Genomic DNA, 26,352 nt, shown 5'->3' on the forward strand with positions numbered 1-26,352 from the left:
GGTCAGCCGGCCCTTTCCGTGATCGCCTCGAGGGCGCGGGTCAAAAGGTCGAGATCCTGCGGCCGCGACAGGCGATGGTCGCCGTCGGGAACGAGCGACAGGGTCACGTCATCGGCAGGCAGAAGGCCGACGAGCTTCAGGGCGTGGCTGTGCGGAACCGCTTCGTCGGCCATGCCTTGCAGCACATGGACCGGGCAATGCGTGTCGATGGGACCGGTCATGACCAGATTGGCGCGGCCATCCTCGATCAGGGCGCGGGTATAGATGTAGGGTTGATCCGAATAGTCGGACGGCTCTTCGAAATAGCCCTTTTCGGCCAAGTCGCGCCGTTGCGCACCGGTCAGCGCCGGCTCGACGAGCTCGGCGGTGAAGTCGGGCGCGGGGGCAATGAGCACGAGGCCTGCCACGCGCCTTTCGCCTGCCCTGTTTAGTTCCTGCACCATGCGCAGCGCAATCCATGCGCCCATGGACGAGCCGACCAGAATTTGCGGGCCGCCGGTGAATTGCGAGAAAACCGCCAGGCTCTGGCGCAGCCATCTGGAAATGGTGCCGTCGGCGAATGCGCCGCCGGATTCGCCATGGCCCGAATAGTCGTGGCGCAGGAAGGCGCGGCCGTTTTCCGCGGACCACGCCGCCAACGCTTCCGCCTTGGTACCGAGCATGTCGGACTTGTAGCCGCCCAGCCAGACGATACCGGGCGCAGCGCCTGCCGCGTGGCGCACAGCGATCGGCGTTCCATCGACATCCAGAAACTCTGGCGCTGTTGTGGTCATGGCTTGTTCCTTGCGGGCCGGGTCTTTTGGCACAGGGCGGCATTGCCGAAAAGCGGCCTGTCGATTTCTTCGGTTGGGGCAGGCCGGATGCTGTGGATTCTGATGATTTCCGATGCGTGCTATGCTATTGACACGGCGCGCGCGCTTCCCACATAGGCGCCTCCGCACATAGTGAAGCAAAAACCCTGCCCCTCAACGGCTCAAGGAGACCACGACCATTCGCAGACCTTTCAAAGCAGCGGCGCCCACCAAGGATGGACCGCGCGCAAATACCGATATTCGCGTTCCCCGCGTCCAGCTTATCGACGCCGATGGGGAGAACCGGGGTGAAGTTTCGATCAACGACGCTTTGTTGCTCGCCGAAGAGGCCGGGCTCGATCTCGTCGAGATTTCCCCGAACGCCAATCCGCCGGTCGCCAAGATCCTCGACCTCGGCAAGTTGAAATACGCCAGCCAGAAGAAGGCCGCCGAAGCGCGCAAGAACCAGAAGGTCATCGAGATCAAGGAGATCAAGATGCGCCCGAACATCGACAGCCACGACTACGAAGTGAAGATGCGTGCCGTGCGCCGCTTCTTCGAGGAAGGCGACAAGGTCAAGCTGACGCTGCGCTTCCGTGGCCGCGAGATGGCGCATATGGAGCTTGGCATGCAGCTTCTGAACAAGGTGCGCGAGGAAGTCGCGACGATCGCCAAGGTGGAGGCCGAGCCGAAGCTGGAAGGCCGACAGATGATGATGGTGTTGTCGCCGCGCTGACGGCTTGAATTTGCAAGGCGTCCCAGCGGGGCGCCTTTTTCTTGCCGCCGTGCCGTGGTGTCGATCATGGCAGGCTGCAAAACGGGTGGATTCGACATGGACGGTGGTGTCTTGGAACAAAGGGCTGCTGGTCGGCAGGATCGCCCGACGCTGGGCAACTATCAGCGCACCCGCCGCTATGTGCTGGCGGTGCTGGTCGTGGCGCTGTTTGCTCTACTCCTGGTCGGGCAGTCGTGGTTCCCGCCCGAATCGGTTGTCCACGAGACCATCGAGATGGCCGGCATCGTGATGATTTTCCTAGGCATCGTCGGGCGGCTGTGGTCGACACTTTATATCGGCGGGCGCAAGTCGGCCGAGGTCGTGACCGGTGGGCCCTATTCGGTGACCCGCAACCCGCTCTACGTATTCTCCACCATTGCTGCCGCCGGCGTCGGTGCGCAGATGGGTTCGTTCACTGCCATGATCGGCTTCGGCCTTTTGTGCGCGTTCGCCTTCCACATCGTCATCCTGCGCGAGGAGCGCTTCCTGTCGGAAGTCATGGGCGCGCCCTACAAGGACTATCTGGCTCGCGTGCCGAGGTTCGTTCCCAACCTGTCGCTCTATAATGAGGGCGATACCGGGTCGTTCAAGCCACGCCTGCTTCGCACCACGTTGCTTGACGGGCTGGTGTTCCTCGTCGCCATGCCGGTGTTCGAGATGATCGACAGCGCGCAGATTGCCGGCACCTTGCCGGTCCTGTTCAGGGTGCCCTGACAAAAGCGTGCGACGCAGCTTTCGACGGGTGTTGCGCCGCGAGCGGCTTTGACGTATAGAGCGGCCGTTAAAGAAAAGCCGCCCGGCAGGGCATGCCGTGGCGGTCTTTATGCTTTTCGGGCCTTTTTGGTCGCCTGAAGCAAGACAGAAGCGCAGCAAATGCGCGTGAGAAAGGAAGCAAAATGCCCAAGATGAAGACCAAATCCGCTGCCAAAAAGCGGTTCAAGATCACTGCGACCGGCAAGGTATTGTCGGCAGCAGCCGGCAAGCGCCATGGCATGATCAAGCGCTCCAACAAGTTCATTCGCGATGCCCGCGGCACGATGGTTCTGGCTGAACCTGACGGCAAGAAGGTCATCAAGAATTTTCTTCCGAACGGCCTCTAAGGCATTCGGTCCGGACAGCGTTTAAGGAGATCACGACATGGCACGCGTAAAGAGAGGCGTTACCGCCCACGCCAAGCACAAGAAGGTCCTGAAAGCCGCCAAGGGCTTCTACGGCCGCCGCAAGAACACCATCCGCATCGCCAAGCAGGCGGTGGAGAAGTCGCTGCAGTACGCCTACCGCGACCGCAAGAACCGCAAGCGCTCGTTCCGCGCGCTGTGGATCCAGCGTATCAACGCGGCGACGCACGAGCACGGCTTGACCTACGGCCGATTCATCGACGGCCTGAACAAGGCCGGTATCGAGATCGACCGCAAGGTTCTGTCCGACATGGCTATCCATGAGCCGCAGGCTTTCGCCGCGCTCGTGGCCAAGGCCAAGGTCGCGCTCGAATACCTGAAGAACACGACGCCGAATGCTTTTGAAAGCGCAGTGGCCTAAGACCAGCGCTTTCCCCAGCTTCGCAAAATCAACTCTGGGAAACCCGCGCTGGCAGGCTGGCGCGGGTTTTTCGTGTGGATCGAATGACCGAGGAAACCGAGATCAGGACGGACATGCTTTCCGCCGATGGGCTGGCAACGCTGTTGCGCCTCATCGTTGCGCAGGCGTCGTTGCGCGTGTCCCGCGCCTCGGTCGATAGCCGGCTGGTCTGGATCAAGCGCTACGACGTGGAACGCATGCCGCTTGCCAAGCGCCTGCACAGCCTCGTCTCGCCGCTGCTGCCGGTTTTCCTGCGGTCTTCGCCGACCACTGGGTCGGCTGAGGCTATCGCGCGGGAAATGCGCAAGCTGGCGAGTTTCAGGGCTGCCGGCTTCGCGGTGCCCGATGTCGTGTTTTCCAACCAGTCGGTGCTGGTGCTCTCCGATGTCGGAGAGGTCGTGCAAAAGACGCTGATGGATTCCCTACCCACTGATCCGGCGCGGCACGACGACCTTTTAATCGACCTGGCGCGGGCGCTCGGCGAAGCGCATCGGGCCGGCTTGTGCCACGGTAGGCCACATCCCAGGGACATGTTCCTGCGCGACGGCCGCATCGGCTTCCTCGACTTCGAGGAGGAGCCGGAAGCGGTGATGCCGCTGCCGATGGCGCAGGCGCGCGATGCCTGGCTCTTGTTCCTGCAGATATCGCCGCGCGCTGCACTGCCGGAGACGCAGGCGCGCGCGCTTGCCGCCTATCGCGCTGCTGCGCCGCTGGAGATCATTCCTGCGTTGCGCACGCTCACGACTTTCTTCGCGCGAGCGATGGCTCCGCTGCGTCTGGTTCCGAACGGCCTGATCGGCAAGGATGGCCGCCGCGCCATCGACGCGACCGACTTTCTGAGCCGGGCCCTCGGCAAGGCGCCGCCATCGAATTCCAAGGTTTCAATGACAGGCCGGGAGCGGCCAAGAGGACAATCATGACGGATATCGATCAACTCGAACGATCGCTGGTGGACGCGGTCGCCAGTGCCGCGGATGAAGCTGCCATCGAGGCGGTGCGCGTGTCGGCGCTTGGCAAGAAGGGTTCGATATCGGAAATGCTGAAGACGCTGGGCACGATGAGCCCGGAAGAGCGCCAGGTGAAAGGCCCGGCGATCAATGGCCTGAAAAACCGCGTCACCGAGGCGTTGAGCAGCCGCAAGGCGGAATTGAAGGACGTCGCCATTGCCGCGCGGCTCGAAGCCGAGAAGGTCGACGTGACCTTGCCGGTGCGCCAGTCGCCGGCGGAGCGGGGCCGTATTCATCCGATCAGCCAGATCATCGACGAAATCGCCGCGATCTTCGGCGACCTCGGCTTCGCCATCGCCGAAGGGCCGGATGTCGAGACCGACTATTACAATTTCACCGCGCTGAACTTCCCCGAAGGGCACCCGGCGCGCGAAATGCACGACACCTTCTTCTTCCAGCCGGATGAAAAAGGCGAGCGCAAGGTGCTGCGTACCCACACATCCCCGGTCCAGATCCGCACCATGGAGATACAGAAGCCACCGATCCGCATCGTCATTCCGGGCAAGACCTACCGGCAGGATTCCGACGCGACGCACTCGCCGATGTTCCATCAGGTCGAGGGGCTTGTGGTGGACAAGACCGCCAATGTCGCCAACATGAAATGGGTGCTTGAGGAGTTCTGCAAGGCGTTCTTCGAAGTGCCTTCAGTCAAGATGCGCTTTCGCCCGTCCTTCTTCCCGTTCACCGAACCGAGTCTCGAGGTCGATATCCAGTGCGACCGTTCGCGGCCCGGCGAAGTGCGCTTCGGCGAGGGCAGCGACTGGATGGAAATCCTCGGCTGCGGCATGGTTCATCCGAACGTGCTGCGCGCCGGCGGGCTCGATCCCGACGAATATCAGGGTTTCGCCTGGGGCATGGGGATCGACCGCATCGCCATGCTGAAATACGGCATGCCGGATTTGCGCGCCTTCTTCGACGCCGATGTGCGCTGGCTGCAACATTACGGCTTCCGCCCGCTCGATATGCCGACGCTGTTCGGCGGACTGAGCAACTGAGCCGGAGGAAACGATCATGAAATTCACACTCTCCTGGCTCAAGGATCATCTCGAAACCGACGCCACGCTTGCCGAGATCGTCGAGCGGCTGACGTCGATCGGCCTCGAAGTCGAATCGGTTGACGACAAGGCGGCGCTGAAGCCCTTCGTCATCGCCAAGGTGCTCACCGCCGTGCAGCATCCCGATGCCGACCGACTGCGCGTGCTTTCCGTCGATACCGGCTCCGGCGACCCTATACAGGTTGTCTGCGGCGCGCCGAATGCGCGGGCTGGGCTGATAGGGGCTTTTGCGGCTCCCGGCACCTATGTGCCCGGCATCGATGTCACGCTCGGCATCGGCAAGATTCGTGGCGTCGAAAGCCGCGGCATGATGTGCTCGGAGCGTGAGCTCGAGCTGTCGGACGAGCACAACGGCATTATCGAATTGCCCGAGGATGCGCCGGTCGGCACCAGCTTTGCCGCCTATGCGCATCTCGACGATGCGGTCATCGACATCAACCTGACGCCGAACCGGCCTGACGCAACCAGCGTGCATGGCATTGCGCGCGACCTTGCCGCGTCCGGGCTTGGCAAGCTGAAATATGGTGCGGTGGAACCGGTTGGCGGTACCGGCGAATGCCCGGTCAAGGTGAAGATCGAAGCGCCGGACCTGTGCCCCGGATTTGCGCTTCGGCTGGTGAAAGGCGTCAAAAACGGCCCGTCGCCGAAATGGATGCAGCAAAGGCTGCTGGCGATTGGCCTGAGGCCGATCAATGCGCTGGTGGACATCACCAATTACATCACCTTCGATCACGGCCGGCCGCTGCACGTGTTCGATGCGGCCAAGGTAGCGGGCAATCTCGTCGTGCGCCGGGCGACCGCTGGTGAAAAGGTGCTGGCGCTGGACGGGCGCGAATACACCCTTACGGCTGAGATGTGCGTGATCGCCGACGACAATGGAGTCGAATCCATCGCCGGCGTCATGGGCGGCGAACATTCGGGCTGCGACGAGAACACCACCGACGTGCTGATCGAGTCCGCACTTTGGGAGCCGTTGAACGTCGCCCGCACCGGCCGCGCGCTCGGCATCATAACCGACGCCCGCTACCGCTTCGAGCGCGGCGTCGATCCCGAGTTCATGGGCGCGGGATTGGAGTTGGCGACCCGCATGGTGATGGAGCTTTGCGGCGGTGAACCCAGCCGTGAAGAAATCACCGGCTATGCGCCTTACAAGTATCGCTCGGTCTCCTTCCCCTTTGCCGAAGTGAAGCGCCTGACCGGTCTCGACGTGCCGCGCGCGACCTGTCTCGATATCCTCGCCCGCCTTGGCTTCATGCCCAAGGGCGACGGCGATGTCGTCGAGGTGATCGTACCGTCATGGCGGCCGGACGTGGACGGCAAGGCCGACCTGGTGGAAGAGGTGATGCGCATTCACGGCGTGGACGAGATCACGCCGAAGCCGCTGGCGGGCCACGATGCCGTCAACGGCAAGATCCTGACGTCGTTGCAGATACGTACCCGTGCCGCCCGCCGCGCGCTTGCGGTGCGAGGCATGATGGAAGCGGTGACATGGTCGTTCATTCCGGCCAAACATGCAGAACTGTTTGGCGGTGGCAGCGAGCGGTTGAAGCTCGCCAACCCGATTGCCGCCGACATGTCCGACATGCGGCCTTCGCTTCTGCCCGGCCTGGTCGCCGCCGCCCAGCGCAATGCCGACCGTGGCATCGGCGACGTCGCCCTGTTCGAGGTCTCCGGCACCTATCAGGACGATATGCCTGAAGGGCAGCGCCGTGTTGCCGCCGGGGTGCGGCGTGGAACCGCGGGCCTCGACGGTTCCGGCCGTCACTGGGCGGGCAATGCCGGCAATGTCGGCGTTTACGACGCCAAGGCGGATGCGATTGCGGCGCTTGAAGCCTGCGGCGCGCCCGTCGAGCGGCTGCAGATCGAGGCTGGCGGTCCAGCGTGGTATCACCCGGGCCGTTCCGGCACGATCAAGCTTGGCCCGAAAGTGGTGCTCGGCACATTCGGCGAGTTCCATCCCAGGACACTGGAAGAAATGGATGCGACCGGACCTCTGTGCGGCTTCGAAGTTTTCATCGACGCCGTGCCGGAGGCCAAGGCCAAGCCGACGCGGACCAAGCCGAAACTGGAGCTCTCCGCTTTCCAGGCGGTCAAGCGCGACTTCGCCTTCGTGGTCGAACGAACGGTCGAGGCAGGCACGCTGATGCGCGCGGCACTTGGCGCCGACAAGAAACTGGTCACCGGCGTTTCGGTGTTCGATATCTTCGAAGGCCCGTCGCTCGGGGCGGACAAGAAGTCGGTTGCCATCGAGGTTTCGATCCAGCCGTTCGAAAAGACGCTGACCGACGAGGATTTCGAGGCGCTGGGCAAGCGCATCGTCGAGAACGTTGCCAAGCAGACCGGCGGCGTGCTGAGGACGTAGCCCTTCCCCGTCGCCGGGAATAGCGCGCCGGCGGCAGCCGTTCGTATGGCATGGGCCTGCGGCTAACCAATACCACCAGCACTTATGGCTGGGGCGCGATCATCCTTCACTGGGTGATCGCCATTCTCTTTATCGGCCAGTTCGTGCTTGGGCTCGCGATGTCGCGCGTCACCAGCCAGCGCACTGCGTTTGAACTGATCCAGTTGCACAAATCCTTCGGCTTCCTGCTGCTTGGTCTTGTCGTGTTGCGCATTGCCTGGCGGCTCGGCGGGGTCACGCCGCGGCTTCCGCCGCAAACGGGCCTGCTGGAGCGCCGCACCGCCCCCTTGGCGCATTTTGCGCTCTATCTGTTTCAGGTGGCTTTGCCGCTTTCCGGATGGGCACTGGTGTCGGCCTCGGTGCTGGCCATACCCTCAATGCCGTTCGGGCTGTTTGTGATGCCTAACCTGCCGCTCGGCATGTCGGCGGGCGCCGAGGGCTTCTGGCTGAAGGCTCACAGCTACCTTGCCTATGCGGGAATGGCGCTGGCGGCGTTGCATGTCGCCGCTGCTTTCCGGCATCACTTCTGGCTAGGCGACAACGTGCTCTTGCGCATGATTGCGCCTTCTTTTGGCAATGGCCGGCGCGGGGCGGAATAGGACGGGCCGCCCGGGCGTTCGTTTCATGCAATCCCCGATCCACCGCCTTCAACGAAGGAGGCTTTGATGTCTTCCCGTGCCTTGGCCTTCGCGGCGATCGCCGCCATTTGCATGTCCGTCTTGCCCGCTCGTGCCGCTGTTTCGCTAAGCGAAGTGGCCGGCCGCTATGTCATCAACCAGAATGGCTCTTCGATCCATTTTTCCATCGCCAATGCCGGCGGCGGCTCGCTCAGGGGCGATTTCAGCCGTTTTAGCGGCACCATTCGGCTCGACAACAACGATGTCGGCCGCTCGGCTGTTGCGATCACGATTTTCCCCGAAAGCGTGGTCACGGGCGAAAGCCGGGTGGATGATTTCTTGCGCTCCGACGCGGTGTTCGACGTGGCCAACGAAAAGGAAATCAGGTTCCGTTCAACCGGCGTGCAGCGCACCAGCGACGACACCGCCTTGATAACCGGCCGGCTGACGGCGCGGGGCAAGACGTTCCCGGAAAAGTTTTCGGTGGAGCTTGCCGGCCTGAAGTCGGGCAACCTTCAGTTTCATGTTACCGGCACGGTCCTGCGCTCGCGCTACGGCATGGATGTCGGCACTCCGATCTATTCCAACGTCGTGGTGTTCGACATGATGCTGACCGGCCGGCGCGGATAGTCGTCGCGCCTGCGCAGTTGGCATTTGCCGAAGCCCGGAGAATAATGACGGGCTCAACTGAATTGGAGAGAGTGGATGTTTCGCTGGGGGGTTCTGTCGACGGCCAAGATTGCGCGCGAGCATCTTCTGCCGGCTATCGTCGAGGCCGACAACTGCGTGCTCTCGGCTATTGCCAGCCGTGACCTCGGCAAGGCAAGGGCGCTGGCCGACCGCTTTGGCGCGCCGCATGCCTTGGGCTCATACGAGGCGTTGCTGGCATCCGGCGAGGTCGACGGGGTCTACATTCCCTTGCCGACCTCGCAGCATGTCGAATGGACGGCCAGGGCCATCGAGGCCGGCAAGCATGTGCTGGTGGAAAAGCCGCTGGCGCTCGATGCCACGGCCATCGCTCCGCTCATCAAATTGCGCGACAAGCACAAGGTGCTGGTGTGCGAGGCCTTCATGGTTACCTACCACCCGCAATGGCTCAAGGTCCGGGATTTGATCGCCGGCGGGGCCATTGGGCGCCTGCGGCATGTGCAGGGAGCCTTTTCCTACTACAACGTCGATCCCGGCAATATGCGCAACCAGCTCGACCTCGGTGGCGGCGCGCTGCCGGACATCGGCGTCTACCCGACGGTGGCGACGCGGTTCGTGACCGGCAAGGAGCCGGGGCGCGTCCAGGCCTCGATCGAGCGAGACACCAAGTTCGGCACCGACATCTATTCCTCGATACGCGCTGATTTCGGTGAGTTCGAGCTGTCGTTCTACCTGTCGACCCAGATGGCGGCGCGGCAGGTGATGGTTTTCCACGGCGACAAAGGCTTCATCGAGGTCGCTTCGCCGTTCAATGCCGGGCTCTATGACCACCACCGTGTTGAATTGCACAACCAGGACCATAGCAGGACCGAGGTGTTCCGCTTTGCCGGCGCGCAGCAATATCGGCTTGAGGTCGAGGCATTCGCCCGGGCCGCGAAGGGAGGTGGCAACCACGTCTTCACGCTGGAGCAATCGGTGCTGAACCAGAAGGTTATCGACGCGATCTTTCGCGCCGGGGACAAGGACGGCTGGGAGCCGGTCTGAACGCCCCATGGTGAGGGCGCGCCGATACTTATTGTCCCATTATGGGGCAACTCGATTGGCACGCTGTGTGCATGGCGTTGCGCATGAAGATATCTGTGCGGCCAGCAAAGCGAGACGGTGAAGCCAAGGTCATTTTCGACGGGCCGCTGGATCGCGAGCATGTTTCGATTTCGAGCGAGGACGTGACGCTGACTTTTGTCGCGCGCGATATCTACAGCACGGCCTCGAACCAGCGCTACACGATCCAGCTCAGCGTCGATGAGCTTGCCACGATCCTCGATGTCGATGATGACGGCGAAGACGGCGCCAGCGAAGCAGGCGACGGAGCCAACGCCGCCGAATAAGGCTTTGGCTGTGCCACCCGTTCGGATCAGACCTCGCAGTTGCAGGGACACCACCGGTTGCGTTGCTGCGTGACCGGCTGATATGCGGGTGCCCTTATGAGCCCGCCAAAGACCTGTTCCGGATGACCTTGCCAATTCTGCCCGAGCTACCGGTCTCCGCCGCCTTGCCCCGGCTTGGCGAGGCGCTTTCCGTTGGCAACAAGGCGGTCCTGGTGGCGCCTCCCGGCGCGGGCAAGACGACGCTGGTGCCGCTGTCGCTTCTCGATGCCGGATGGCTTGGCGCCGGCAAGATCGTTCTGCTCGAACCGCGCCGGCTGGCGGCGCGTGCCGCCGCGCGTCGCATGGCCGCCCTTCTTGGCGAGGAACCGGGTGCAACAGTGGGCTACGCCATGCGCATGGAAAACCGCACGTCGGCCCGGACAAGGATCCTTGTCGTTACCGAAGGTGTGCTGTCGCGCATGATCCTCGACGACCCGGAATTGCCGGGCGTTTCCGCCGTCATCTTCGATGAGTTTCATGAACGCTCGCTGGATGGCGATTTCGGCTTGGCGCTGGCACTCGACGTCCAGGGGGCGCTGCGGCCTGACCTGCGGCTGCTGGTGATGTCGGCAACGCTCGACGGTGCACGGGTGGCCAGACTGCTGGGCGATGCTCCGGTTGTCGAGAGCGAGGGGCGCGCCTTTCCTGTCGCAATCCGCTACGAGGAGCGGCCGGCAGGGACCGCGATCGAGGATGCCATGGCCTTGGCCATTCGCGGCGCGCTCGCCAATGAGACCGGCAGCATCCTTGCCTTCCTGCCCGGCCAACGCGAGATCGAGCGCACCGCGGAACGCCTTGAGGGCCGCGTCGGGGCCGAGACCGATGTCGTCAGGCTCTACGGCATGATGGACGGCAAGGCGCAGGACGCTGCGATCCGCCCGTCTCCTGCCGGTCGCCGCAAGGTGGTTCTTGCAACTTCGATCGCCGAAACCTCGATCACCATAGATGGCGTTCGTGTGGTCATCGATAGCGGCCTGTCGCGCTTGCCGCGCTATGAGCCGGCCAGCGGCTTGACCCGGCTGGAAACAGTCCGCGCCTCGAAGGCTTCGGCCGAACAGCGGGCAGGGCGTGCCGGCCGCACTCAACCGGGTGTCGCCATCCGGTTATGGCGGGCCGAGCAGACGGCGGCCTTGCCTGCTTTCACGCCGCCTGAAATCCTCGAAGCCGACCTGTCGGGGCTGCTGCTGGATTGCGCAGCCTTTGGCGTTGCCGATCCCGCCAGCCTTGCCTTCCTCGATCCGCCGCCCGCGCCTGCGCTCAAGGAGGCGCGCAGCCTGCTGACGGCGCTCCACGCCATCGACCCGGATGGGCGGTTGACCGATGCCGGCGCTGCGATGCGCAAGCTTGCCTTGCCCGTGCGGCTTGCGCACATGGTTGCGGAAGCTGCTCACGCCGATCGTGCAGCGGAGGCGGCGCAGCTTGCCGTTTTGCTTACCGAACGCGGCTTGGGCGGAGACAGTGTCGATCTCGAGCGGCGGTTGAGCCGTTTTAACGCCGACCGGTCAACGCGCGCCACAGCCGCGCGGGAGTTGGCGAAACGGCTGGCGCGAACAGCAGGCGGCAGCAAGGCGGACGTTGGCCAGTCGCCGGTGCACGATGTCAGTTCCGGCGCTCTTTTGCTGCATGCCTGGCCCGACCGTGTTGCCAAGGCACGTGGTGAGCGTGGCCGCTTCTTGTTGGCAAACGGCTCGGGGGCGATGGTTGACGCCGCCGATCCGCTGGCCGGCGAGTTGTATCTGGTCGTCGCCGACCTGCAGGGAAAGGCGCAAAACGCACGCATCACGGCGGCTGCCGCCGTCACCGAGGCCGACATTGGCGTGAGCCTTGCCGACGGCATCGAAACCCGCCTTGAGACCGCATTCGATGTCGAGAGGAAGAGCGTGCGGGTGCGCGAGCAAAGCCGGCTCGGTGCAATAGTGTTGTCCGAGAAGATGTTGCCGCCGCCGACGGGTGCCGAGGCGGACCGGGCGATCCTCGATGCGGTTCGCCTGCACGGCCTTGCGCTTCTACCTTGGAACAAGGCTGTGGAGACGTTGCGCCATCGCCTGGCCTGGCTTCATCACGGTCTTGGAGAGCCTTGGCCTGATATTTCCGATGAAGCATTGAAAACGCGGCTGGACGATTGGCTTTTGCCTTTCCTGACAGGTTCGGCATCGTTTGCAGCTATAGGTGGCGACGTGCTGACGTCAGGGCTGATGTCGCTGGTGCCGCACGATCTGCAGCGCCGTATCGATACCTTGGCGCCAACGCACTTTTCAGCGCCATCCGGAAGCCATGTGCCGATCCGTTATGATGGCGAACAGCCCGTTCTGGCCATTCGCGTGCAGGAACTGTTCGGCCTCGATGCCCATCCCTCGATTGCCGGCGGAACCGTGGCGTTGACGCTGGAATTGCTGTCGCCGGCGCAACGGCCGATACAGACCACGCGCGACCTGCCGGGATTCTGGCGCGGTTCGTGGGCGGATGTGCGCACCGAGATGCGCGGCCGCTACCCCAGACATGTCTGGCCGGAGAATCCGATCCTCGCTACCGCCACCAACCGGGCCAAGCCGAGAGGAACATAGGCGATCCGGAGCCTTTCGTGTGTCCTGCTTCAGCGATTTTCGTCATGAAACCTTTGGCAAGCGCGTGGTCTGTGCCATAACCGGATGAGGTCGCTATCCGAGGTTCAAGCATAAGGCAGGCTCATGTCTGGATTCCGCCGCCAGCTCCCCTCCATGACCGCGCTTGTGGTGTTTGAGGCTGCTGCGCGGCGCATGAGTTTTACCAAGGCGGCCGAGGAACTGGGCATCACGCAGGCCGCAGTAAGTCGCCAGGTGCAGGCGCTGGAACAGACGTTTGGATTTCAGCTTTTTCGCCGCTTGCATCGCTCCATCGAGCTCACGGAGCGCGGCCGAGTGCTGTCGAAGTCGATGTCGGAATCGCTTGGCGCGATTACCCGTACGGTTCGCTCCCTTACCGAGGAAAAGAACGCCGGCGAGCTCGTTATCGCTGCGTCCGTTGCCTTCTCGCATTTCTGGCTCTTGCCCAAGATTTCCGATTTTCGCAGGACCAACCCCCAGGTCAGGCTGAAGATCGTAAGTCAGGACAGCAACGTCAATTTGCAACGCGAAGACATCGATATCGCAATCCGCTATGGCGACGGCCATTGGGCGGACGGCAAGGCAATCGCGCTGTTCAACGATGACGTCTTTCCTGTCTGCAGTCCGGAATACCTGGCCAAACGTGGGTCCCCCGATTGTGTCGCCGACCTCACGCGCCACAACCTGATCGCCAGCGACTCGCAGGATGCGAGCTGGATCGGCTGGGACGAATGGCTGAGGGCATTCGGCCATGGTGGGGACCCGCGCCACGTGACGCTAAGCTGCAGCTTTTACACCGACGCCATCCATGCAGCCATGCGTGGAGAAGGTATCGCGCTTGGCTGGAACCGTCTGGTGCATGATCTTCTGGCCCGAAACCAGCTCGTGCGCGTTTCGGCTGAATCCTTGCGCACCCGGGAAGCCTATTTTGTGGTCTTGAAGAAGGGCCAGCCGCCGAAGCCCCAGGTCGAGCCATTCATGCGCTGGATTCGTTCCGAAACGGGCGACTTGGCCGAGCTCTAGATCAGAGCTTACGTCAGGCGTCACATTACCCACTGTAATGCATTCCATTCTCGACCGTGCAGTTTACAAGCATGGCGGAGGCTTGAAATCATGAGCGTGTGCGGGAAAGCCCTGCCTGCGATCGCGGGCAGGCCAAAAATGAGGGGTAGCCGCAGCCGCCATGTTCACAACCGACATCCAGAATTTTAATCCGAACTTTGTCGAGTCCCGAAGGGCTGACCCGGTTGGCCGCAGAAATTCGCGTCCTGCCGGACGCGCCCTGGCCAGCGGCTTGCGCTGATGCAGGACACCCCCAAAGCCGCATCGAGCAACACCGGAGCGCAGGCTAAACGTATAGCGGTGCGTGGCGTAAGCAAGGTGTTCGGCGCAAATGGCGAGGCTGCCATAGGTTTGGCCAGGCAGGGGATGTCCAAGAACGACATTCTGGCGAAGACCGGCGCTGTCGTCGCGGTCAACGATATTTCCTTTTCGGTCGATGCCGGTGAAATCTTCGTCGTCATGGGGCTGTCGGGGTCCGGCAAGTCGACGCTCGTGCGTTGCCTCAACAGGTTGCAGGAGCCTTCCGCAGGGACGATCGAGATCGATGGCGAGGACATTGTTGCCGCGCCGGAAGAAAGGCTTCGGGCCTTGCGGCTGGAAAAGATCACCATGGTCTTTCAGCACTTCGCCCTGCTGCCGCACAGGACCGTCGCGGAAAACGTCGAATATGGCCTGAAGATGCGCGGGCTTGGCAAAGCAGAGCGCAATGCAAAGGCTTTGAAAGCGCTCGACAGCGTTGGCCTCGGCGGTTGGGCCGACCGCTATCCCGCCAACCTCAGCGGCGGCATGCAGCAGCGCGTCGGGCTGGCCCGTGCGCTCGCGCTTGATCCGGAGATATTGCTCATGGATGAGCCGTTCAGCGCGCTCGACCCGCTGATCCGGCGTGACATGCAAGGCGAATTGCTGGAACTTCAACGCCGCTATCGCACCACCATCATATTCATCACGCACGACCTCAACGAAGCGCTGACGCTCGGCGATCATGTCGCGGTAATGAAGGACGGCCGCTTTGCACAGGTGGGCCGCCCCGCCGATATCGTGCTGCAACCCGCCGACGACTATGTGGCGGCGTTTACTCGCGACATCGATCGTGGCCGCGTGCTGCCGGTTCGATCCGCAATCCGCCAAGTGGCGAGCGCCGAGGCCCTCCGCGTCCTTTTGGCGGATGGAGCGGCGACCATTGAGGGTGCACGTCCACTGCATGAAGTTTTTGGCCTGGTGGCCGCAAACCGCCCGGTTGTCGTGGTCGATGCCGCGGGCCAGCCGGAAGGCATGGTGACGGCCGCCGACATAACGAACGTCCTGGCGGGCGGTTCGCAAAGCGAAGGAGTTTGAGGCCTATGTCATCAGACGCTTTGTCTGGCCTGCAAGCCGCAACCGATATTGCCCGCCCGTCGCACTACGGCACGCTGCCGCTCGACGACTGGATCCAGTGGTCGGTAAAGGACTGGCTGGTGCCTGCGTTGCGGCCATTCTTCCGGGCGCTGCAATGGCCGATCGCACAGCTTCTCGACGGGCTGCAATCGCTGCTTCTGGCGATTCCCTTCGTCGTTCTCCTGGTGCTTGCCGTATTCGCCGCATGGCGCGCGGCCGGGCGAGGTGTAGCCGTCTTCACGTTTATATCCCTGTTGCTGCTGGACTGGATCGGGCTCTGGAAGGAGACGATGATCACGCTGGCGATGATCGTCACGGCGGTTGTCTTCTGCATAGTGGTCGGCATTCCCGCAGGCATCGCCGCGGCTCGCAGCGACCGCACGGCGGCGGTGATCCGGCCGATCCTCGACGTCATGCAGACCATTCCTTCCTTCGTCTATCTGGTGCCGATCGTCATGCTGTTCGGCGTCGGCATGGTGCCGGCGGTGATCGCCACCATCATTTTCGCCCTGCCGCCGCTGGTAAGATTGACCAACCTCGGCATTCGGCAGGTTCAGGGCGAGTTGGTGGAAGCCGGCCGTGCCTTTGGCTCCACGCCGCGCCAGATATTGTGGGAAATCCAACTGCCGCTGGCGCTGCGCACCATCATGACGGGCGTCAACCAGACGCTGATGCTGGCGCTTTCCATGGCCGTGATCGGAGCGCTTATCGGCGCCGGCGGCCTTGGGCTTACGGTCTATACGGGCCTCGGTCGGCTGGATGTCGGCTACGCCGGCATTGGCGGACTGGGCATCGTCTTGATGGCGATCATCCTCGACCGGGTCACGCAGGCGCTGGGCGACGGCCACAAGGGCGCAAGCACCTCCGGCGGTAAGGAGGGATAGTTCCAGAAATTCTACTGACACATGAGTTCGGGAGCAGATCTGCGCGAAGCGCAGCACAACAGGGAGAAGTAAGAAATGGCCGCAAACAAGTTTCTATATTGCCTGGGGGGTGCGCTGACCGCCCTTGCGCTCGGCGCATCGCCGCTGTGGGCGCAATCGCTGCCGGGCGAGGGCAAGACCGTGAAAATGGGTCAGCCGACATGGGATACGGAGTGGTTTCAGGCCCAAGTCTACAAGAAGGCCATGGAGACGCTCGGCTATACGGTGGAGGGACCGACGGCACTCGACAATCCACCCTTTTACCAGGCTGTCGGACAAGGCGACATGGATTTCTGGGCGAGCGGCTGGTTCCCGCTTCACAACACCTATCTGGAAGAGATCAAGGACAAGGCCAGCACCGTTGGCTATGTCGCCAAGGGCGGTGCGTTGCAGGGCTATCTGATCGACAAGAAAACCGCCGAAGCCCACAACATCAAGCTGATCGACGACTTCAAGAAGCCGGAGATCGCCAAGCTGTTCGATGACAATGGCGACGGCAAGGCCGACCTCGTCGCTTGCCCGCCAGGTTGGGGATGCGAACTGACCATCACGCACCAGATGAAGGCATATGGCTTGGGCGATACCGTCGAGCCGATCCAGGCGGCATATTCCGCCTCCATGGCCGACGCGATCAGCCGGTACGAGCAGGGCAAGCCCATCTTCTTCTACACATGGACGCCGAACTGGACCGTCGGCATGCTGAAGCCCGACCAGGATGTGGTCTGGCTGCAGGTTTCCCAACCTTCGCTGCCCGACGACCAGAAGGCGATGGAAAGCCAGACGGCCATCCCTGACGTCAAGGGCTGTGTCGACAATCCTTGCCAGATGGGTTGGCCGGCCAACGACATTCAGGTTGTCGCCAACAACAAGTTCCTCGAGGAAAATCCGGCTGCGAAGAAGTTGTTCGAAGTCATGAGCATTCCGCTCGACGACATCTTTGCCCAGAACGCTCAGATGTACAAAGGCGAGGACAAGCCAGCCGACCTGGAGCGCCAGGCCGCCGATTGGGTCAAGGCTCACCAGCAGGAATTCGACGGCTGGATCGAGGCCGCCAAGCAGGCCGCAAAGTAAAGAACCGCAGCCCTCTCATGCAAAAGGCGGGATCGTGAACGATCCCGCCTTTTTATTTGACGCGTAGTGTCGGGTGATCTCGCCCTACTTCGCCGGCGACTCTTTTTTGCGGAACATGCCGGCGAGATTGCCCCAAAGTTCGATCTTGACGCCCTGTCGTTTCATGATGACGCCCTGCTGGATGATGGACAAAAGGTTGTTCCACGCCCAGTAGATGACGAGGCCCGCCGGAAAACCAGCCATCATGAAGGTGAAGATCACAGGCATCCAGGTGAAGATCATCGCCTGCGTCGGATCGGGTGGGGTCGGGTTCATGCGCATCTGCAGGAACATGGTGACACCCATGATCAGCGGCCAGACGCCGATGTGCAGCAGCGTAGGCACCGCGAAGGGCAACAGGCCGAACAGATTGAACAGCGACGTCGGGTCGGGCGCGGCAAGGTCCTGGATCCAGCCGAAGAACGGCGCATGGCGCATTTCGATGGTGATGTAGAGAACCTTATAGAGCGCGAAGAACACCGGGATCTGGATCACCACCGGCCAGCAGCCGGCAATAGGATTGATCTTCTCGGTCTTGTAGAGCTCCATCATGGCCTGTTGCTGCTTCATCTTGTCGTCCGCGTATTTCTCGCGGATCTCTACCATCTTCGGCTGCACCTTCTTCATGTTGGCCATCGAAGCGTAGGACTTGTTGGCCAGCGGGAAGAACACCGCCTTGACGATGACGGTGGTGGCGATGATGGCGAGGCCGAAATTGCCGAGCAGCTTGTAGAGCGTGTCGATCAGCCAGAACATCGGCTTGGTGATAAAGTGGAACCAGCCCCAGTCGATCAGAAGATCGAAGCGGCGGATATCGCGTTCCTGTTCATAGGCATTTATGGTGCCGACCTCCTTTGCACCGGCAAACACCAGGGTTTCCACCGTGGTCGACTGGCCAGCGGCAACCGGGATCGGGTCGCTGAGAAAATCGGACTGGTAGCGGGGGCGACCGTCGTCGAAATAGGCAAAGCGCGGCTGGAAGGGTTGCTTTGCAGTGGGCACCAGCGTGACCGCCCAGTATTTGTCGGTAATGCCGAGCCAGCCATCGGTGGACTTGCCGGGGGTGAACTGCTTGTCGTCCTCCATGGCGGAGTATTTGTGTTCTTGCAGGCCTTCCTCGCCTGTCACGCCGATCAAGCCCTCGTGCAGGACATAGATGGAGGCGGTCGTCGGCTTGTCGAAACGGGTCACGCGGCCGTAGTTGGACAGCGCTACATCGGCAGTGCCGGTGTTCTGGACGGTATCGGACACCGTGAACATGTAGTTGGCATCAACGGAATAGGTCCGCTTGAAGACAAGGCCCTTTTCGTTGGTGAAAGTCAGTGTAACGGGCGTTGCGGGGGTCAACGTCGCGTTGCCATCCACCGACCACACGGTTTGAGGGCCGGGAGCCGCGCCCGTGGCATCGCTGCCGACGAAGCCGATTTCTGCATAGTAGCCATTGGGCAGTGCTGCCGGATTGAGCAGCTCGATTTCGGGAGAGCTGTTGTCGACGGTCTCGTGGTACTGCTTGAGCTTGAGGTCGTCGAGGCGTGCGCCGGTCAGGTTGATCGAACCCTGCAGGCGCGGCGTGTCGATCTTGACGCGCTGCGTAGCAGCCAGCAATTCGTCGCGCCCCAGGATGCCTCCAGCCTCGCCGCCCGATGTCGTCGGGATGGCGCCCGGCGTTGCCGTTCCGGCGCCGGCGGGCGAGGTTGTCTGGGCAGCCTGGTTTTCCGCCCGGCTTGCCTCCACCTTGGCGGTTTCACGCTGCGCCTCTATGCGCGGGTTCATATAGAAGACTTGCCACAGCGTCAGGATCAGCACCGACAGGGCGATGGTGATGAAGAAGTTACGGTTGTTTTCCATTGAAAACCCTATCGTGATCCGCGCAATCGGCGCGAGAGCTCGGCCTTAAGCAACCCGAACGGCGTACCAAGTACATCTTCGCGTCCGACGATGACATAGTCATTGCCGGGCGCCATGTCATCCGCCGCATGGGTGCGGACGGCCTCCTTGAGGCGCCGCCTGATGCGGTTACGCACGACGGCGTTGCCCACCTTCTTGGTGACGGTATAGCCAACGCGTGGCGCATTGCCGTCACCACGCGCCAGCGCTTCAACGAGAAAAAGCCGCCCGCGGCGCTTTTCACCGCGCCGGACGGCCAGGAATTCCGCGCGTTTGAGAAGCCGACCGGGCTTTTGGCCTATTGGCTTGCCTGCAGCGGGCAAAGATCTCGTCTTCCGTTCAGGCGCTGAGACGCTTGCGGCCACGGTTGCGGCGAGCAGCGACGACACCGCGGCCTCCCTTGGTGGCCATGCGCGCACGGAAGCCGTGCCGGCGCTTGCGGACGAGTTTGGACGGTTGGTAGGTACGCTTCATTTGTTTTAATACCGCGGCGTGCGGCCCTTCTTGGAACTGTCACTGATGCAACAGGAGCTATGCCGGGTCCTGATTGGCGCGACCGAAACCGCGCCGGGAGTGCTGGCCCGAGCGTGAGCGGGCTTATAGGGACAAGCATTTTGGAAGTCAATCGGCGGCCTGGATCACGCATTTTCCGCATTTGGGAAGCAAAGCAGGCATCGTTGCGTTAGCTATCACACAGACATCGGGCAATTGTTTCTATATCTTTGGCTCCCGGCTCGCCATGCGCTCTTGGCGAAGCTGTCGTGGTACGACCGAACTGATTGCATTCCAAGGCGTTGAGCATAGACGGGTTGCGCGGGACAGAGGGCGGAGGCGGTTCGGTGTTTGAATGGAAGCCGCAACTGCGTCTGGATCGGAAGTAAATGAGCCAGGAATTTCCTGACGATGACGAAGCTTCCGTGCAGGGCATGACGGCCCGCACGGTGCCGTTGGCGCGGGGGCTTTCCACAAAGCTTCTGTTCTTGACCATCGCGTTCGTTCTTCTGGCAGAGGTCTTGATCTTCCTGCCTTCGATAGCGAGCTATCGGATGAGCTGGCTGCAGGAACGGCTCGGCACCGCAGCTGCGGTTTCGATCGTGCTTGTCCAGGGCGACCCGGCCTCGTTGTCGCGGGTCGCGCAGAACGATGTGCTGATGGCCATCGGAGCCAAGGCCATTGCGGTGCGCGACGACGGTGTGTCGCGTCTGCTGGTGGTGGCGGATATGCCGCCACAGGTCGATGAACATGTCGACGTGGCAAATTCGTCGATGGTCGATGAGGTGGTAGGTGCACTCGACACGCTGGTGTTCGGCGGTGAGCGAATGCTGCGTGTTACCGGCCCAGTCGGCGAAAGCGACAAGGAATTCGAGCTGATCATGCCAGACCGGGGTCTGCGCAGCGCGATGCTCACCTACTCGGGCAATGTGGCCCTTTTGTCGCTGCTGATTTCGCTGTTCACGGCAACACTGGTTTATGCCGCCATTGACCGCATCATGATCAGGCCGATGCGCACGATGACGCGATCGATGCTGGCCTTTTCGCAAGCGCCTGAAGATCCCGGACGTATCATCCAGCCGGCAGCCAGATCCGATGAAATCGGCGTTGTCGAACGGGAACTGTTCCAGATGCAGGAGCGGTTACAGAAGATGCTGGCCGAACGCAAGCACCTCGCCGATCTCGGTCTGGCCGTTTCGAAGATCAACCACGATATGCGCAACATGCTGGCCACTGCCCAGCTTATTTCCGACAGGTTGCGCATGGCCAAGGATCCGACGGTGCAAGCCTTCGCGCCGAAACTGCTGCGAGCGCTCGACCGGGCGGTTTCCTATTCGGAAGGCGTGCTTGCCTATGGCCGGACGCAGGAACCGCCGCCGTCCCGGCGCAAATTACGCCTGCACCAGCTGGTCGACGAAGTTCACGACGTTCTCGGCGCGGACAACGAAGTCGAGTTGGTGAATGCCGTCGAGCCGGATTTCGAGATCGACGCCGATTCAGACCAGTTGTTTCGCGTGCTCACCAATCTTGGCCGCAATGCTGTGCAGGCAATGGCCACCGATACCGAGAGCGTCATTGTTCGTCGCTTGACGATGTCGGCTGAGCGGGTCGGGAGCGTGTGCCATATCCATGTGACGGATACGGGACCTGGCTTGCCGCCGAAAGCGCTTGAGAATCTGTTCGCCGCGTTCCGTGGGTCCGCGCGCAGCGGCGGTACCGGATTGGGATTGGCGATCGCCCAGGAGTTGGTCCGCGCTCATGGAGGCGCGCTCGAATTGGTGAAGAGCACAGGCGGTGACACGACCTTTGCGGTCGTTATTCCGGATCAGCCGGTTCGCCTGGATCAGGCCCGGTCCGGGCTGCGACGCCTGGGCTAAGTGCTGGCCGCAACAGCGGTCACGCCTTTGCGCAGCTTGGTGACGGACCCTACAAATCTTTTGCCGGATCGACTTGCATTTCCGAAATTCAGCCGCTAGTGAACACGGCACGTTCGCGACTGGCTGTCAAAGCCGGTTGGCGTGGTCTGTCGATACAGACCTAGTGCGCGCCCGTAGCTCAGCTGGATAGAGCACCAGACTACGAATCTGGGGGTCAGGAGTTCGAATCTCTTCGGGCGCGCCATTTTCCTCAATTAATTCAACTCGTTACCGTAGTGAAGGGATTGGCTGTGCCCGTCGCCGCCTTCATGTCCGCGATATGTCTGCAAAATTACTTGGGGAAGCTATGAGTACGACGGCGGCACTGATCCTCGCGGCGGGGCTAATCGTTGCCGCGCTCGCAATCGGGGGCAGGTACGAAACGGCGGCGGTGGACGGCCATATCGTGATATTCGACCGGTTCACAGGCCAAGGCCGATCTTGCATGAAGTTCGGTCAATGCTTCGATCTGGATACGCGCTAACGTCCTCCAGCCGTCCGAACCGACAGAACCTCGCCCAGTGTCTCTAACGCAAGCGACCATGCCGTTTCGCAGCCGGCCCGATACGCCTGAAAGGCGGCTCCCGCCGCCGCGTGCGGGCACGACTCGTAAGGCATGACGGCTGAGGCACCGCCAAAATGATCGTCCCGGCTGTTGGCAAAACAACAGGCCGCACGCGCTGCTTCAAAAGCCCGTCGGACAGCAAAGGTAGCAGGTGGCCAATCTTCCATGTAAAGGTCGCCTCGCAGCGTATTTAGGATTTTCTCTGTCGTTATCAGGGCAACCCTAAGCTCGGTAAGGCTTTCCAGCCGCGTCGCATAACGGTCGCGTCGTTTAGAGTATCGGCCCGCGCGAAGCGCGGCAGGTGCGAAAACCCGGATTGCCTTCCAAGCGAAGAACTCGCTGCGCGCCTGCTCCAATTCCTCCGCAGCGGCCGTATCGATCAATCTCGGAAGGAATGGGATTAGGCTCTGGCGCACATCATCTGGCGAGTTATCGTTGAGATGGTGAACATAGGCCGCGATCATAGGCGAGGTGCATCGAGGCCGGTCAGAATGTGGCAACCCGGCCAACCAAGCCGTCATCTCCATAGCGCAGACCCCCTGCTCGCGCGTCGGATGGCTCCCGACTGTCAGAGATAGCGCTTCGGTTTGAAGGTCCGGTTTCCAGAGATTCTCAATGGCCAAAATGCGCTACACCTTTCTGCTTCGCGCGGTAAACCGTCTAGGATAACGTTAGCAAGCGTGGGTCCGCTTGCAAAAGGGACAGTCTGATGAATCGACAGCTATGACCTCTTCCCACAGTAACGGGCCCACCCAGCCCGCTATCGTATCTGTTCCTCCACCTCGATTAATATGGCAATCTTAACCTCTGTATGCAAAACAGTAAGAGACTAAGATAAGCGGGAGACGTCATGTACACGGCAGAGATCAGCAGAACCAGCCCTTCAGCTTTCCTTTTCATCATAGATCAGTCAGGCTCGATGGATGAGAGGATGGAAACTGAGCAAACTAAAGCGCAATTCGTTGCCGATGTTCTGAACAAGACGCTTTACCAGCTTGTTATTCGATGCACACGCGCCGACGGTGTTCGGAACTACTTCGACGTTGGCGTTATTGCTTACGGTGACTCGGTTCGGTCTGGTTTCGCCGGTGCGCTCGGCGGAAAAATTCTGCACCCCTTATCTGATATTGAAGCCAGTCCGCTACGGATCGAAGAGCGCGTGAAGCGTGTGCCCGATGGCGCCGGTGGGCTGGTGGATCAGCCGACGAAGTTCCCGGTGTGGTTCGATCCGACAAGCTCGGGCGGTACGCCTATGACGGCAGCAATGCGGACCGCAGCGGAGGCGATCGTGGAATGGTGCGATGCGCACCCGTCTTCTTACCCGCCCACGATCATCCATGTAACGGACGGTGCTTCGACGGACGGCGATCCGTCGGCGGTCGCGGATGCGCTAAAACAGATGTCCACCAGCGACGGCGAATGCCTTCTGTTCAACCTGCATATCTCCACCGCAGGCGGTCAGCCGGTGGTGTTCCCGTCTTCGGATAGCGGCCTTGATGAATACGGCCGGTTGCTGTTCCGCATGTCCAGCGCCTTCCCCGGCCACCTTGTCCAAGTCGCTCGGGACAAGGGTTATGACTCGGTCAGCAGCGAGTCCCGCTTCTTCGGCTACAAGGCGGGCTATGAAGCGATTGTGGACTTCTTCGACATAGGTACGCGCGCAAGCAATCTGCGGTGATGCGATGCGCGTTCTACATCGCTGGACGGTGGGGAAGCAGGTAGCGGAGCCCCACCTAAACGAAGACGCCACCGCGTGCGCCAATGTGAAGGGCGTCTATGCCGTCAGCGATGGCGCATCGGAGTCCTTCGCGTCGCGCCGGTGGGCACGAATTCTGGTCGCCCGGTATAGGCGGCGGCCGGTGATCGATGAAGCATGGCTGGCACATGCCATCGGCGCCTACCATGCGGGCTTCGACCGTGCGGTGATGTCGTGGAGCGCACAAGCCGCTTTCGACCGGGGCAGCTTCGCGACGCTCTTGGGGCTGCGGCTCGGGTCCGACGGCGTGTCCATCTTGGGCATTGGCGACTCCCTTGCGGTGCTGGACGATGGCGCCGAAATTCGCGCCACCTTCCCCTACAGTGAGCCGGACCAGTTCCGCGCAAACCCACTCTTGCTTTCGACCATCCACGACAGGAACGCGGCGATCCTAGGCGCCGACTTCACGACGCATTGGCGCCTTGACGGCAAGTCGAAGCTTTTCTGCATGACGGACGCCATAGGGGCTTGGCTTCTGACAGACCGGCCCGAGCGCATGGCCCGCTTGCGGGTGCTTCAGACGCGCGCGGAGTTCGTCGCCTTGGTCGAAGACGCACGCGCCGACGGCACGATGCGCCGGGACGATACCACCCTTCTAGTGATCGGTTAGGGGGTGCGCCGTGTCCGCCTATCCGACCATGGACCAGTATAACGACGCGGTTCAGCATCCGCAGACCGCATTCAGCGATCCCGTGTTGAAGGCGGCGAAGATCGCCACGAACGGCATGGGCCTACCCATCGCGCTTGGCGGCGGATTCGCGCTCACCTACACGGCGACGGCACAAGGTCGAAAGTTCGCAATCCGGTGCTTTCACAAGGAAGCGAAGGGGCTGGAAGCCCGATATGGGCACGTAGACAAAGGGCTACGGACGGCAGGCGGTTCATACTTCGTCGGCTTCGAATACCAGCCCACGGGCGTTCTGGTGAACGGCAAGCGCTATCCCATTGTGAAGATGGATTGGGTGGACGGCGACACCCTCGGATCGTTCCTCGAAGACAACTATTCCGACAAGAGCCGGATCGAACGCCTTCGGCAGCAGTTCACCGACGTTGAACGGTTCTTGCGGTCGAAGGGGCTTGCCCACGGCGACCTTCAGAACGGCAACGTGCTGGTCAAATCGGACCTGAAGCTAATCGACTATGACGGAATTTTCGTGCCGACGATGGCGGCCGGTCAGGGCGCCGAACTCGGGCATAAGCATTTCCAGCATCCGAAGCGGTCCGCCGCAGACTTCGGCCCGGAGATGGATCGCTTTTCGTTCATCGTGATCGACCTAAGCCTTCGGGCAATCGCGCACGATTCAAAGCTCTTTGCCAAATACTCCAACGGCGAAAACATCATCCTCACGGCGAATGATTTCATTGATCCGGGGAATTCGGCGGCCTTCGCGGACCTGAAGGCGATTCCGACGCTGGCTCGCGACACTACCAATCTGGCGAGCATTTGCACGGCGCCGGTGAAGAGCGTCCCGACACTTGAAGACTTCCTTGCCGCCAAGAACATCCCGGCCGCCGCGATCATCATCCGCGCACCAGCGGCCGCGAAAGAGGTAAAGAAGGAAGCGGCATACGTCGGCGCGTATGACGTGGTGGACGCCACCAACTTCGCCTTGGTCGCGAAGCAGGTCGGCAACAGAGTCGAGCTTGTCGGCAGGGTGACGAAGGTTCACACGGCCAAGACCAAGTACGGCAAGCCCTATTGCTTCGTCTTCTTCAACGACTCGCGGCAATCGGTGAAGCTGAACATTTGGAGTGAGGGACTGGCGAAGCTGTCCGGTGCGCCGTCGCAGGCGTGGGTGGGGAAGTGGCTAAGCGTGCAAGGGCTGGTCGATCCTGCCTATTCCGGCCGCTACGGCACGTCGCTTTCGATCACCATCACGTCGAATAGCCAACTGCGAACGATCACGGAAATGGAGGCGCGCCATCGTCTGAAGAGCCCCACCCTCACCACCGGAACGAAGGCGACCGACAACCGGTCCATCCTCGCGGGCTTGGGCACGACGCCATCACGCACCGGAGTGAGTCGTGCGCGCGGCCGCACCTACACCCCGACGGCACCGCCGTCGAAGAACCAGGCCATTCTGGATACGATCCGGCAAGGGTCGGGTGCATCGCCGCAACCGACGTGGACGCCATCTGGTGCACCATCACCACCACCGCCAAAAAAAGAAATCCCATGGGGGTGGATCATCTTCGGTGCATTTGTGCTGTTCATGATTATTCGGGCAAAGATTTAGCGGTTCATCTCTTCGTCGCCAATTTCTTGACGATCTCGTAGTCCATCTGCGCATTGCTAATCCGCACTACTTCCACCGCAACTTTTATCCAAAGAAGGAGAGCCTAACCATCACAGAAAAGCGCACACGAGCAGCAGCGCATCGCTTAT

Annotated in this window: 25 protein-coding genes and 1 tRNA gene; 21 read left to right on the forward strand and 5 right to left on the reverse strand. The window is 61.7% G+C overall.

Features of this window, described 5'->3' with window-relative positions:
* Positions 1 to 2 precede the first annotated feature (2 nt).
* Positions 3 to 773: an alpha/beta hydrolase gene (locus ASD50_RS17270; protein WP_056243876.1), complete on the reverse strand. Its 771-nt coding sequence runs from the start codon at positions 771 to 773 to the stop codon at positions 3 to 5.
* A gap of 217 nt (positions 774 to 990) precedes the next feature.
* Between ASD50_RS17270 and infC the strand changes: the two genes are divergently transcribed.
* The 16 genes from infC (at position 991) to proX (ending at position 17,311) form a co-directional block, all read left to right on the forward strand.
* Positions 991 to 1,527, forward strand: a complete 537-nt coding sequence (gene infC / locus ASD50_RS17275) for a translation initiation factor IF-3 (RefSeq protein WP_082549711.1) — start codon at positions 991 to 993, stop codon at positions 1,525 to 1,527.
* 96 nt (positions 1,528 to 1,623) lie between these two features.
* Positions 1,624 to 2,280: a methyltransferase family protein gene (locus ASD50_RS17280; RefSeq protein ID WP_056243880.1), complete on the forward strand. Its 657-nt coding sequence runs from the start codon at positions 1,624 to 1,626 to the stop codon at positions 2,278 to 2,280.
* Positions 2,281 to 2,462: 182 nt separating this feature from the next.
* Complete coding sequence (gene rpmI / locus ASD50_RS17285) at positions 2,463 to 2,666, forward strand: 50S ribosomal protein L35 (RefSeq protein ID WP_027166935.1); 204 nt, start codon at positions 2,463 to 2,465, stop codon at positions 2,664 to 2,666.
* 37 nt (positions 2,667 to 2,703) lie between these two features.
* Positions 2,704 to 3,105 (forward strand): 50S ribosomal protein L20, encoded by a 402-nt coding sequence (gene rplT, locus ASD50_RS17290; protein ID WP_042637600.1) that lies wholly within the window; start codon positions 2,704 to 2,706, stop codon positions 3,103 to 3,105.
* 83 nt (positions 3,106 to 3,188) lie between these two features.
* Positions 3,189 to 4,064 carry a lipopolysaccharide kinase InaA family protein gene (locus ASD50_RS17295; protein ID WP_056243642.1) on the forward strand — a complete coding sequence of 292 codons (876 nt, stop codon included), beginning with the start codon at positions 3,189 to 3,191 and terminating at the stop codon, positions 4,062 to 4,064.
* Complete coding sequence (gene pheS, locus ASD50_RS17300; protein WP_056243645.1) at positions 4,061 to 5,146, forward strand: phenylalanine--tRNA ligase subunit alpha; 1,086 nt, start codon at positions 4,061 to 4,063, stop codon at positions 5,144 to 5,146. The genes ASD50_RS17295 and pheS overlap by 4 nt, the downstream gene beginning before the upstream one ends.
* 16 nt (positions 5,147 to 5,162) lie before the next feature.
* Positions 5,163 to 7,568 (forward strand): phenylalanine--tRNA ligase subunit beta, encoded by a 2,406-nt coding sequence (gene pheT / locus ASD50_RS17305; RefSeq protein WP_056243648.1) that lies wholly within the window; start codon positions 5,163 to 5,165, stop codon positions 7,566 to 7,568.
* Positions 7,569 to 7,618: 50 nt separating this feature from the next.
* Entirely contained in the window at positions 7,619 to 8,206 is a 588-nt protein-coding gene (locus ASD50_RS17310) for a cytochrome b (RefSeq protein ID WP_056243651.1), read from the forward strand.
* A 66-nt stretch (positions 8,207 to 8,272) separates the two neighbouring features.
* Entirely contained in the window at positions 8,273 to 8,854 is a 582-nt protein-coding gene (locus ASD50_RS17315; protein WP_056243654.1) for a YceI family protein, read from the forward strand.
* 75 nt (positions 8,855 to 8,929) lie between these two features.
* Complete coding sequence (locus tag ASD50_RS17320) at positions 8,930 to 9,916, forward strand: Gfo/Idh/MocA family protein (protein WP_056243657.1); 987 nt, start codon at positions 8,930 to 8,932, stop codon at positions 9,914 to 9,916.
* An 83-nt stretch (positions 9,917 to 9,999) separates the two neighbouring features.
* Positions 10,000 to 10,260, forward strand: coding sequence for a hypothetical protein (locus ASD50_RS17325; protein ID WP_156465144.1), 261 nt, complete (start codon positions 10,000 to 10,002; stop codon positions 10,258 to 10,260).
* A 122-nt stretch (positions 10,261 to 10,382) separates the two neighbouring features.
* The gene (hrpB, locus tag ASD50_RS17330) at positions 10,383 to 12,863 is read left to right on the forward strand and encodes an ATP-dependent helicase HrpB (protein WP_056243662.1); all 2,481 of its coding nucleotides are present in this window, start codon (positions 10,383 to 10,385) and stop codon (positions 12,861 to 12,863) included.
* Positions 12,864 to 12,986: 123 nt separating this feature from the next.
* Positions 12,987 to 13,904, forward strand: coding sequence for a LysR substrate-binding domain-containing protein (locus ASD50_RS17335; protein ID WP_244484562.1), 918 nt, complete (start codon positions 12,987 to 12,989; stop codon positions 13,902 to 13,904).
* A 279-nt stretch (positions 13,905 to 14,183) separates the two neighbouring features.
* Positions 14,184 to 15,278 carry a quaternary amine ABC transporter ATP-binding protein gene (locus ASD50_RS17340; protein WP_056243668.1) on the forward strand — a complete coding sequence of 365 codons (1,095 nt, stop codon included), beginning with the start codon at positions 14,184 to 14,186 and terminating at the stop codon, positions 15,276 to 15,278.
* A gap of 5 nt (positions 15,279 to 15,283) precedes the next feature.
* Positions 15,284 to 16,201, forward strand: a complete 918-nt coding sequence (locus ASD50_RS17345; RefSeq protein WP_164480449.1) for an ABC transporter permease — start codon at positions 15,284 to 15,286, stop codon at positions 16,199 to 16,201.
* Positions 16,202 to 16,276: 75 nt separating this feature from the next.
* Positions 16,277 to 17,311 (forward strand): glycine betaine/L-proline ABC transporter substrate-binding protein ProX, encoded by a 1,035-nt coding sequence (gene proX, locus ASD50_RS17350; RefSeq protein WP_056243671.1) that lies wholly within the window; start codon positions 16,277 to 16,279, stop codon positions 17,309 to 17,311.
* An 84-nt stretch (positions 17,312 to 17,395) separates the two neighbouring features.
* Here the strand turns inward: proX and yidC are convergent, their stop codons facing one another.
* From yidC to rpmH, 3 genes are read right to left on the reverse strand one after another with little or no spacing between them, the layout of a single operon-like run.
* Entirely contained in the window at positions 17,396 to 19,198 is a 1,803-nt protein-coding gene (yidC, locus tag ASD50_RS17355) for a membrane protein insertase YidC (RefSeq protein WP_056243673.1), read from the reverse strand.
* Between the two features lie 8 nt (positions 19,199 to 19,206).
* Positions 19,207 to 19,560 (reverse strand): ribonuclease P protein component, encoded by a 354-nt coding sequence (gene rnpA, locus ASD50_RS17360; protein ID WP_056243676.1) that lies wholly within the window; start codon positions 19,558 to 19,560, stop codon positions 19,207 to 19,209.
* Positions 19,561 to 19,576: 16 nt separating this feature from the next.
* On the reverse strand, positions 19,577 to 19,711 hold the full coding sequence (gene rpmH / locus ASD50_RS17365) for a 50S ribosomal protein L34 (RefSeq protein WP_008833937.1): 135 nt from the start codon (positions 19,709 to 19,711) through the stop codon (positions 19,577 to 19,579).
* Positions 19,712 to 20,118: 407 nt separating this feature from the next.
* Between rpmH and ASD50_RS17370 the strand changes: the two genes are divergently transcribed.
* Positions 20,119 to 21,606: a sensor histidine kinase gene (locus ASD50_RS17370; protein ID WP_056243680.1), complete on the forward strand. Its 1,488-nt coding sequence runs from the start codon at positions 20,119 to 20,121 to the stop codon at positions 21,604 to 21,606.
* Between the two features lie 167 nt (positions 21,607 to 21,773).
* A tRNA-Arg gene (locus ASD50_RS17375) sits at positions 21,774 to 21,850 on the forward strand.
* Positions 21,851 to 22,125: 275 nt separating this feature from the next.
* On the opposite strand, the gene ASD50_RS17385 is transcribed toward ASD50_RS17375, so the two are convergent.
* Positions 22,126 to 22,674: a hypothetical protein gene (locus ASD50_RS17385; RefSeq protein WP_056243685.1), complete on the reverse strand. Its 549-nt coding sequence runs from the start codon at positions 22,672 to 22,674 to the stop codon at positions 22,126 to 22,128.
* A 386-nt stretch (positions 22,675 to 23,060) separates the two neighbouring features.
* On the opposite strand from ASD50_RS17385, the gene ASD50_RS17390 reads away from it, so the two are divergent.
* Genes ASD50_RS17390 through ASD50_RS17400 form a run of 3 tightly spaced genes read left to right on the forward strand, consistent with a single transcriptional unit; the run spans position 23,061 to position 26,203 of the window.
* Positions 23,061 to 23,888 carry a vWA domain-containing protein gene (locus tag ASD50_RS17390; RefSeq protein ID WP_056243689.1) on the forward strand — a complete coding sequence of 276 codons (828 nt, stop codon included), beginning with the start codon at positions 23,061 to 23,063 and terminating at the stop codon, positions 23,886 to 23,888.
* 4 nt (positions 23,889 to 23,892) lie between these two features.
* Positions 23,893 to 24,576 carry a hypothetical protein gene (locus tag ASD50_RS17395; protein ID WP_156465145.1) on the forward strand — a complete coding sequence of 228 codons (684 nt, stop codon included), beginning with the start codon at positions 23,893 to 23,895 and terminating at the stop codon, positions 24,574 to 24,576.
* A 10-nt stretch (positions 24,577 to 24,586) separates the two neighbouring features.
* Complete coding sequence (locus tag ASD50_RS17400; protein ID WP_056243697.1) at positions 24,587 to 26,203, forward strand: hypothetical protein; 1,617 nt, start codon at positions 24,587 to 24,589, stop codon at positions 26,201 to 26,203.
* The last annotated feature ends 149 nt before the right edge of the window (positions 26,204 to 26,352 follow it).

The sequence above is a fragment of the Mesorhizobium sp. Root552 genome (genome assembly GCF_001427285.1).
GTDB lineage: Bacteria > Pseudomonadota > Alphaproteobacteria > Rhizobiales > Rhizobiaceae > Mesorhizobium.

Coding starts and splice junctions, on each gene's coding strand:
- ASD50_RS17295 (WP_056243642.1), top strand. CDS start 3,189: ATGACCGAGGAAACCGAGATCAGGACGGACATGCTTTCCGCCGATGGG.
- proX (WP_056243671.1), top strand. CDS start 16,277: ATGGCCGCAAACAAGTTTCTATATTGCCTGGGGGGTGCGCTGACCGCC.
- ASD50_RS17335 (WP_244484562.1), top strand. CDS start 12,987: ATGTCTGGATTCCGCCGCCAGCTCCCCTCCATGACCGCGCTTGTGGTG.
- ASD50_RS17270 (WP_056243876.1), bottom strand. CDS start 773: ATGACCACAACAGCGCCAGAGTTTCTGGATGTCGATGGAACGCCGATC.
- ASD50_RS17390 (WP_056243689.1), top strand. CDS start 23,061: ATGTACACGGCAGAGATCAGCAGAACCAGCCCTTCAGCTTTCCTTTTC.
- ASD50_RS17395 (WP_156465145.1), top strand. CDS start 23,893: ATGCGCGTTCTACATCGCTGGACGGTGGGGAAGCAGGTAGCGGAGCCC.
- ASD50_RS17345 (WP_164480449.1), top strand. CDS start 15,284: ATGTCATCAGACGCTTTGTCTGGCCTGCAAGCCGCAACCGATATTGCC.
- ASD50_RS17280 (WP_056243880.1), top strand. CDS start 1,624: ATGGACGGTGGTGTCTTGGAACAAAGGGCTGCTGGTCGGCAGGATCGC.
- pheT (WP_056243648.1), top strand. CDS start 5,163: ATGAAATTCACACTCTCCTGGCTCAAGGATCATCTCGAAACCGACGCC.
- ASD50_RS17385 (WP_056243685.1), bottom strand. CDS start 22,674: ATGATCGCGGCCTATGTTCACCATCTCAACGATAACTCGCCAGATGAT.
- pheS (WP_056243645.1), top strand. CDS start 4,061: ATGACGGATATCGATCAACTCGAACGATCGCTGGTGGACGCGGTCGCC.
- rpmH (WP_008833937.1), bottom strand. CDS start 19,711: ATGAAGCGTACCTACCAACCGTCCAAACTCGTCCGCAAGCGCCGGCAC.
- ASD50_RS17310 (WP_056243651.1), top strand. CDS start 7,619: ATGGGCCTGCGGCTAACCAATACCACCAGCACTTATGGCTGGGGCGCG.
- ASD50_RS17340 (WP_056243668.1), top strand. CDS start 14,184: ATGCAGGACACCCCCAAAGCCGCATCGAGCAACACCGGAGCGCAGGCT.
- ASD50_RS17320 (WP_056243657.1), top strand. CDS start 8,930: ATGTTTCGCTGGGGGGTTCTGTCGACGGCCAAGATTGCGCGCGAGCAT.
- ASD50_RS17315 (WP_056243654.1), top strand. CDS start 8,273: ATGTCTTCCCGTGCCTTGGCCTTCGCGGCGATCGCCGCCATTTGCATG.
- hrpB (WP_056243662.1), top strand. CDS start 10,383: ATGACCTTGCCAATTCTGCCCGAGCTACCGGTCTCCGCCGCCTTGCCC.
- yidC (WP_056243673.1), bottom strand. CDS start 19,198: ATGGAAAACAACCGTAACTTCTTCATCACCATCGCCCTGTCGGTGCTG.
- rpmI (WP_027166935.1), top strand. CDS start 2,463: ATGCCCAAGATGAAGACCAAATCCGCTGCCAAAAAGCGGTTCAAGATC.
- ASD50_RS17370 (WP_056243680.1), top strand. CDS start 20,119: ATGAGCCAGGAATTTCCTGACGATGACGAAGCTTCCGTGCAGGGCATG.
- rplT (WP_042637600.1), top strand. CDS start 2,704: ATGGCACGCGTAAAGAGAGGCGTTACCGCCCACGCCAAGCACAAGAAG.
- ASD50_RS17325 (WP_156465144.1), top strand. CDS start 10,000: ATGAAGATATCTGTGCGGCCAGCAAAGCGAGACGGTGAAGCCAAGGTC.